Genomic DNA, 7,049 nt, shown 5'->3' with positions numbered 1-7,049 from the left:
TCCCTCATCTGCGCAATAACACGCCGAGAACGCTTGAGTCTCAACCAAAAGAACCGCTGAACAGCGAAAAGGCACCCACTAGAACACTAGGAGCGCCAAGTATGTTCGAATCATCGTCTCCCGGTGAGTTGCTCGCAGTGGTCGAGGACGTGCATCGGCAGGAGTCGGTGTTGATGGCCCGCAAATTGGCCGCGGTGGCCCAGTTGCTGGGTCAGCGGATCGAGGAAGAACTCGCCATCGAGGTCGATGCGAAGTCGCTGATCACCGGCTTCGCCCGCACGACGGCCGAGGTGTCGGCGGCGATGAACATGACACCGGCAGGGGCCCGCAGGGTGGTCGCTCATGCCGAGGCCCTGGACTGTCGGCTGCCCCGCATCGCGGCGCTGCTGGCAGCAGGCCGGGCGGACTGGGCCACTGTGGAATTGGTGATCGCCCGCACCGAGTTGGTCGACGACGAGAAGTGCGCCCGGGTGGACGCGACGCTGGCTGAGAAGGTCGACGGGTGGCGGTGCTGGTCGCGGCAGCGGATCATCGACGCCGTCGACGCCGAGGTGAAGACCATCGATGCCGACGCGGTCAAGGAGCGACGGGTGGTTGCGTTCGACGAGCGCGGCATCCGTGTCACCGCCGACGCCGACGGGACAGCCCGCATCCACGGCCGAGTCAGCGCGTCCACCGGGGCGAGGCTCGACAAGACGCTCTCCGAGATGGCGACCGCGGTGTGCCGCCGGGATCCGCGCACGCTCAAGCAGCGCCGCGCCGATGCGTTCGACGCGCTCCTCGACAGAAAAACCCTCGCCTGCACATGCGACGATCCGGCCTGCCCGAACCGCGGCGAACAGGCACCGGCGGGAAAGACGGCGGTGATCAACGTGATCGCCACGTCCGACACGGTGGCCGGCAAGAGTGATCAGCCGGGTTATCTGACCGGGTTCGGGGTCATCGACGCCGAACAGGTCCGTGAGCTGGCTCGAGACGCCATCCGCCGCCTGGTCGAACAACCCCAGGTCAGCGACAGCGAGGCGTTCCGGTACCGGCCCTCGGCGGCGCTGGACCGCTGGATCCGGTGTCGGGATCTGACGTGCCGGTTCCCGGGCTGCACTGTGCCCGCCGAGCGCTGCGATGTCGACCACACCGAACCGTTCAACCACGCCGATCCGGCCTCGGGTGGGCTCACGGTGCCGTGGAATCTGGCCTGCTACTGCCGACAACACCACCGGCTCAAAACCTTCCACTCAGGACCCGGGGGTTGGCGCGACGAGCAGCTCGACGATGGCACCATCGTGTGGACTTCGCCGACCGGGCGGGTCTACCACACCACTCCCGGCGGCACCGAGGTGTTTCCCACGATGCGGGCCCGCCGACCCGAAGACCGTAAACGCATTGCCGCGGCCCGAAAGCGGCTGCGCGAGCGTCGACCGGTCAACGAGTACCACCGCCATCGCAATCACGCCGCCGCCAGCGAGATCCACGGCCGCCAATTCCGCAACCGCTTCCGCCGCACCCGAGTCCTGTTCCACGGCAGCATTACCGACAGGCCCAGCACCAGCCCCTTCTGCGGCTGGGTCAACGACCCCGTCGAACCCGAGGAACTCCCACCGGACTGGCGCCCACCACCACTGACAGCATCAGACCCGGACGAACCACCACCGTTCTAGGAGAGCGATGAAAATTCTTGTGGCCACTGGACATACGCAGGGAACCAACCCCAGCGACTATCACTTCTGCGTCGAACGCGAGCTGGTGTGGATCCAGGAGCCCTGCGACAGGGACCTCCGAGATCCCGAAGGGCCCTGTGGCTGCGGGCGCGGATTCGCCGGTGCCGCATCACATCGCGCGACGACAACGGCGATGGTCGTGGAATCGGAGATGACCCGCGACGACGTCGTACTGGCATTCGAGACCAGCCTGGCTGACGGCGGCTGGCCGACCTCGTGGGCCGAGGACGTCGCCGACGACAATCTGGAGATCGCCGCCCAACTTCCCGTCGGCGCGATCATCACCCGCGACGTCGAGAACTTCTTCCTGCGCGGTGCGCTGTTCAGCTGACGGAGCCGTCTTCGGCGTAGCGTCCCGCGCTGAACAGCGAGGCGATCAGACCGATCAGCATCATCACCGCCGCGGCGACGAAGACCACCACGAGACCGGCGTGGAACGGCTCGATGATCAAGTGCGGGAAGAAGGTCTGGCCGGTGAGCACCTCGGCGTTCACACCCGGCTGCTGCAGGGCATGGAACGGCTCGAGCAGTTCGGCGACCGGGTTGTAGCCGAGGAAGGCGGCGAACAGGCTGCCGACGGGCGGCATGTTGGCCACCTCGTGGGCGACCGACGCCGAAACCCCCTGCTCCTGAAGGCCGTTGCTGAGCGCCGCGGGCAGGGTGTTCGCGAGCCCGACGACCATCAACGAGAAGAAGATGCCGATCGACAACGACGAACCCGCGTTGAAGAACGTCGCCCGCACACCGGACGCGGCACCGCGTTCGGACGCTGGAACGCTCGACATGATCGCCGCGGTGTTGGGTGCGGTGAAGATGCCGCCACCGACTCCGTTGAGGAATATCAGCAGCGCGAACACCCAATACTCGAAGTCGACCGGGATCATCACCAATGCGATGAACGACAGCGCCATCAACGCCATCCCGCCGACCGTCAACGGCCGGGCGCCGTAGCGATCCGACAGCCAACCGGCGATCGGACCCGCCAACAGGAAGCCCACCGTGATCGGCAGCATGTAGATGGCCGCCCACAACGGAGTGGACTCGAAGTCATAGCCCCGCAGCGGAAGCCAGATGCCCTGCAACCAGATGATCAACATGAACTGCAGGCCGCCCCGCCCCATCGACGACATCAGCCCAGCCAGGTTTCCCATGCCGAAGGCCGCCGAGCGGAACAGCCGGATGTTGACCATCGGCTGGGCCACCCGGAGTTCGACGAGACAGAACACCACCAGCAGAGCCAGTCCCCCCGCGATCGCCCCCAGCACCCACGGGTTGGTCCATCCGGTCGTGGACTGCCCGTACGGCTGGATGCCGTAGGTGATGCCGATCAACAGAACCGTCAGCCCCACCCCGAACGTCAGCGTGCCCGCCCAATCGATCCTGCCCGGCGTGCGGACGCCGAGTTCCTTGAGCGACCACATGCTCCAGACGGTGCCGACGATGCCGATCGGCACGCCGACCCAGAAGATCGCCTGCCAGTGCCATTCGGCGAGCACTCCACCGATCAGCAGCCCCAGGAACGATCCGGCGACCGCGGCCACCATGTTGACCCCGAGCGCCATGCCACGCTGATTCGCCGGGAACGCGTCGGTGAGGATCGCCGACGAGGACGCCATCAGCATCGAGCCCCCGATGCCCTGGATCACCCGCCACGCGATCAGCCAGATGGCGCCGCCGTCGAGGTGGAACGGGTCGAAGGACAACGCGATGGCCGCGACCGTGAACACCGCGAATCCGATGTTGTAGATCCGCACCCGGCCGAACATGTCGCCGAGTCGCCCGAACGGCACCACCAGAACCGCGGTCACCACCAGGTAGCCCATCAGCATCCACAGCAGATAACTGATGTTCGACGTGGACAGCGGGTTCAGGCCGATGCCGCGGAAGATCGCAGGCAACGAGATGAGGACGATCGACGCGTTGACCGTCGCCAGCAGCGTGCCCAGCGTCGTGTTGGACAGGACGATCCACTTGTAGCCGGGGTGGTTGTGGTCGATGCGGCTGCGCGGCGCCGCCTCCACGGTGGGCTCGATTTCCGTTGACATCTACATCACCTCGCAAGAGAAAATACATATATTAGCTATTCAAATCATCTCCGGGCAATTCGCCAGGCACGGTTCCCTGCGCACATCGGCTGCGATAGCGTGGCACCGTCAACCACGCGGGAGCGCGTACCAGCGCGCTGAGAGGACGGGTAGGCCCGTCGACCGTACGAACCTGACCGGGTAATGCCGGCGTAGGGAGAAGCGCAATGCCTGATATCTCTGTCGACCCATCTGTGACCACGGGGCCCATCGAGGGCAGCACCAAGATCTACATCGACGGGGTGCCGTTCCGGCGGGTCAACCTCACCAACGGCGAACACCTCGACCTCTACGACACCTCCGGCCCCTACACCGACGACGGCGCCACGATCGACCTGACGGCCGGTCTGCCACGCCGCGCCGTCACCCGAGACCGGGGCACCCAGCTGCAGCGGGCCCGCGCCGGCGAGATCACCGCCGAGATGGCATTCATCGCAGCACGCGAACGGGTCCCCGCCGAGCTGGTGCGCGACGAGGTCGCCCGCGGCCGCGCAGTCATCCCCGCCAACCACAACCACCCCGAGGCCGAACCGATGATCATCGGCAAAGCCTTTGCGGTGAAGGTCAATGCCAACATCGGCAACTCGGCGGTGACCTCGTCCATCGCCGAGGAGGTCGACAAGATGGTGTGGGCCACCCGCTGGGGCGCCGACACCATCATGGACCTGTCCACCGGCCGCGACATCCACATGACGCGGGAGTGGATCCTGCGCAACTCGCCGGTGCCCGTCGGCACCGTTCCGCTCTACCAGGCCCTGGAGAAGACCAACGGCGACCCGGCCGAGCTGACCTGGGAGCTGTACCGCGACACCGTGATCGAGCAGTGCGAGCAGGGTGTGGACTACATGACCGTGCACGCAGGTGTGAAACTGGCGCACATCCCGCTTACCGTCGACCGCGTCACCGGGATCGTCTCCCGCGGCGGTTCGATCATGGCGGCGTGGTGCCTGGCACACCACCAGGAATCGTTCCTGTACACCAACTTCGAGGAACTCTGCGACATCCTGGCCCGGTACGACGTGACGTTCTCGCTGGGCGACGGCCTTCGTCCGGGGTCGATCGCCGACGCCAACGACGCCGCGCAGTTCGCGGAGCTGAAAACCCTCGGTGAGCTGACCCGGTTCGCCAAATCCCTTGGCGTGCAGGTGATGATCGAGGGTCCGGGCCATGTTCCGATGCACAAGATCGTCGAGAACGTCCGGCTCGAGGAAGAGCTGTGCGAGGAGGCGCCCTTCTACACCCTTGGCCCGCTGGCCACCGACATCGCGCCCGCGTACGACCACATCACGTCGGCCATCGGCGCGGCGATCATCGCGCAGGCGGGTACCGCGATGCTCTGCTACGTCACCCCCAAGGAACACCTCGGCCTGCCGAACCGCAAGGACGTCAAGGACGGGGTGATCGCCTACAAGATCGCCGCGCACGCCGCCGACCTCGCCAAGGGGCACCCCCACGCCCAGGACCGCGATGACGCCCTGTCGCGGGCGCGTTTCGAATTCCGTTGGCACGACCAGTTCGCGCTGTCGCTCGATCCCGACACCGCGCGCGAGTTCCACGACGAGACACTGCCCGCCGCGCCGGCGAAGACCGCCCACTTCTGCTCGATGTGCGGGCCGAAGTTCTGCTCGATGCGCATCACCCAGGATGTGCGAGATGCGATGGCCGGCAAGTCCCGCGAGTTCGCCGAGCACGGCAGCCAGGTATATCTACCGGTGGTGTCATCGTGACATTCCTGCCGCTCGCCCCGCCGGGTCGGACGCCGCTGCGTGTGCTGACCATCGCCGGCTCCGACTCCGGCGGCGGCGCAGGCATCCAGGCGGACATGCGAACCTTCGCGATGCTGGGCATCCACGGGCTGGTCGCCGTCACAGCGGTCACCGTGCAGAACTCGCTGGGCGTCAAGGGCTTTCACGAGATACCGCTCAATGTGATCGCCGGCCAGATCGAGGCGGTGGCCTCCGACATCGGGCTGCAGGCGGCCAAGACCGGCATGCTGGCTTCGTCGGAGATCATCGACACCATCGCCGACACCTGGGTCGGGCAGGGTCTCGACGGCACGGTGCCGCTCGTCGTCGACCCGGTGTGTGCCTCCATGCACGGTGATCCACTGCTGCACCCGAGTGCCCTCAAATCCCTGAGGGAGAGGCTCTTTCCGCTCGCGACGGTGGTGACCCCCAACCTCGACGAGGTCCGCCTGCTCACCGGGATCGAGGTCGTCGACGACGCCACCCAGCGCACCGCCGCGCGAGAACTGCACGCGCTCGGCCCGCAGTGGGCCCTGGTCAAGGGCGGACATCTGCGGTCCTCGGCGCACAGCCCCGACCTGCTGTTCGACGGCACCGAGTTCCACGAGTTCGATTCCCCCCGCATCGACACCGGCCACGACCACGGAGCGGGCGACACGTTGGCCGCCGCCATCGCCAGCGCTCTCTCGCACGGTTACACCGTTCCGGACGCGGTCGCCTTCGGGAAGCGCTGGGTGACCGAATGTCTGCGCGCCGCATATCCATTGGGTCACGGACACGGACCGGTCTCCGCCCTGTTCCGGCTCGGCACATGACCCTCGTCGAGATCCCCGAGATCGGGGGCGTCGCGCACCAACCCGACGGCGCCCCCACCGGCGTCGTCGCACTGACGCACGGCGCCGGGGGCAGCCGGGAATCCCCGCTGCTCAAGGCGATCTGCGACGAATGGTCGCGACGCGGGTGGCTCGCGGTGCGCTACAACCTGCCCTATCGGCGGCGCAGACCCAAAGGCCCGCCGTCGGGTTCGGCGACCACCGACCGCGCGGGCATCGTCGAGGCGGTGGCCACCGTCCGGGCGCTGGTCGACGGCCCGAACGTCCCCGTGGTTGCGGGCGGTCACTCCTATGGCGGACGCCTCACCTCGATGGCTGTCGCCGACGGAGTCGGCAATTCGGCTGCCGCCGACGGAGTCGGCAATCCGGCTAGCGCCGACGGGCTGGACCTCGACGTGCTCACCCTGTTCTCCTACCCGCTGCATCCGCCCGGGAAGCCGGAACGGGCACGCACCGAGCATCTTCCGCGCATCACGGTCCCGACGGTCTTCACCCACGGAACCGCCGACCCGTTCGGCAGCCTCGATGAGCTCCGCCCGGCCGCGGCCCTCGTCGCCGCCGCCACCGCGATCGTCGAGATCACCGGCGCCCGCCACGATCTCGTGTCAAAGAAACTCGATGTTCCGGCACTTGCCGTCGACGCGGCACTTGCGTTGCTCGGCTGAGCTA

The 7,049-nt window shown here is 67.0% G+C and carries 6 protein-coding genes and 1 riboswitch; of the genes, 5 read left to right on the top strand and 1 reads right to left on the bottom strand.

Features of this window, described 5'->3' with window-relative positions; all coding sequences use genetic code 11:
- The first annotated feature begins 101 nt into the window (after window positions 1-101).
- Together H7I57_RS29755 and H7I57_RS29750 are read left to right on the top strand one after the other, a co-directional pair.
- Window positions 102-1,658 carry an HNH endonuclease signature motif containing protein gene (locus H7I57_RS29755; protein ID WP_264028126.1) on the top strand — a complete coding sequence of 519 codons (1,557 nt, stop codon included), beginning with the start codon at window positions 102-104 and terminating at the stop codon, window positions 1,656-1,658.
- 7 nt (window positions 1,659-1,665) lie between these two features.
- Window positions 1,666-2,049, top strand: coding sequence for a DUF7715 family protein (locus tag H7I57_RS29750; protein WP_264028125.1), 384 nt, complete (start codon window positions 1,666-1,668; stop codon window positions 2,047-2,049).
- Here the strand turns inward: H7I57_RS29750 and H7I57_RS29745 are convergent.
- Complete coding sequence (locus tag H7I57_RS29745) at window positions 2,042-3,763, bottom strand: MFS transporter (protein ID WP_264028124.1); 1,722 nt, start codon at window positions 3,761-3,763, stop codon at window positions 2,042-2,044. The genes H7I57_RS29750 and H7I57_RS29745 overlap by 8 nt on opposite strands.
- A gap of 106 nt (window positions 3,764-3,869) precedes the next feature.
- A riboswitch (TPP riboswitch) is annotated at window positions 3,870-3,978 on the top strand.
- Here H7I57_RS29745 and thiC point away from each other — a divergent pair.
- The 3 genes from thiC (at window position 3,970) to H7I57_RS29730 (ending at window position 7,045) form a co-directional block, all read left to right on the top strand.
- The gene (gene thiC / locus H7I57_RS29740) at window positions 3,970-5,529 is read left to right on the top strand and encodes a phosphomethylpyrimidine synthase ThiC (RefSeq protein WP_264028123.1); all 1,560 of its coding nucleotides are present in this window, start codon (window positions 3,970-3,972) and stop codon (window positions 5,527-5,529) included. Its footprint overlaps the riboswitch before it by 9 nt.
- Window positions 5,526-6,362, top strand: coding sequence for a bifunctional hydroxymethylpyrimidine kinase/phosphomethylpyrimidine kinase (gene thiD / locus H7I57_RS29735; protein WP_264028122.1), 837 nt, complete (start codon window positions 5,526-5,528; stop codon window positions 6,360-6,362). Before thiC ends, thiD begins: the two co-directional genes overlap by 4 nt.
- Window positions 6,359-7,045, top strand: coding sequence for an alpha/beta hydrolase family protein (locus tag H7I57_RS29730; protein ID WP_264028121.1), 687 nt, complete (start codon window positions 6,359-6,361; stop codon window positions 7,043-7,045). Before thiD ends, H7I57_RS29730 begins: the two co-directional genes overlap by 4 nt.
- Window positions 7,046-7,049: the final 4 nt, after the last annotated feature.

Origin of the sequence: Mycolicibacterium pyrenivorans (genome assembly GCF_025821625.1) — a bacterium.
GTDB lineage: Bacteria > Actinomycetota > Actinomycetes > Mycobacteriales > Mycobacteriaceae > Mycobacterium > Mycobacterium pyrenivorans.
The sequence above is the reverse complement of the archived record's forward strand: the minus strand, read 5'-3'. Positions and strand labels throughout refer to the sequence as shown.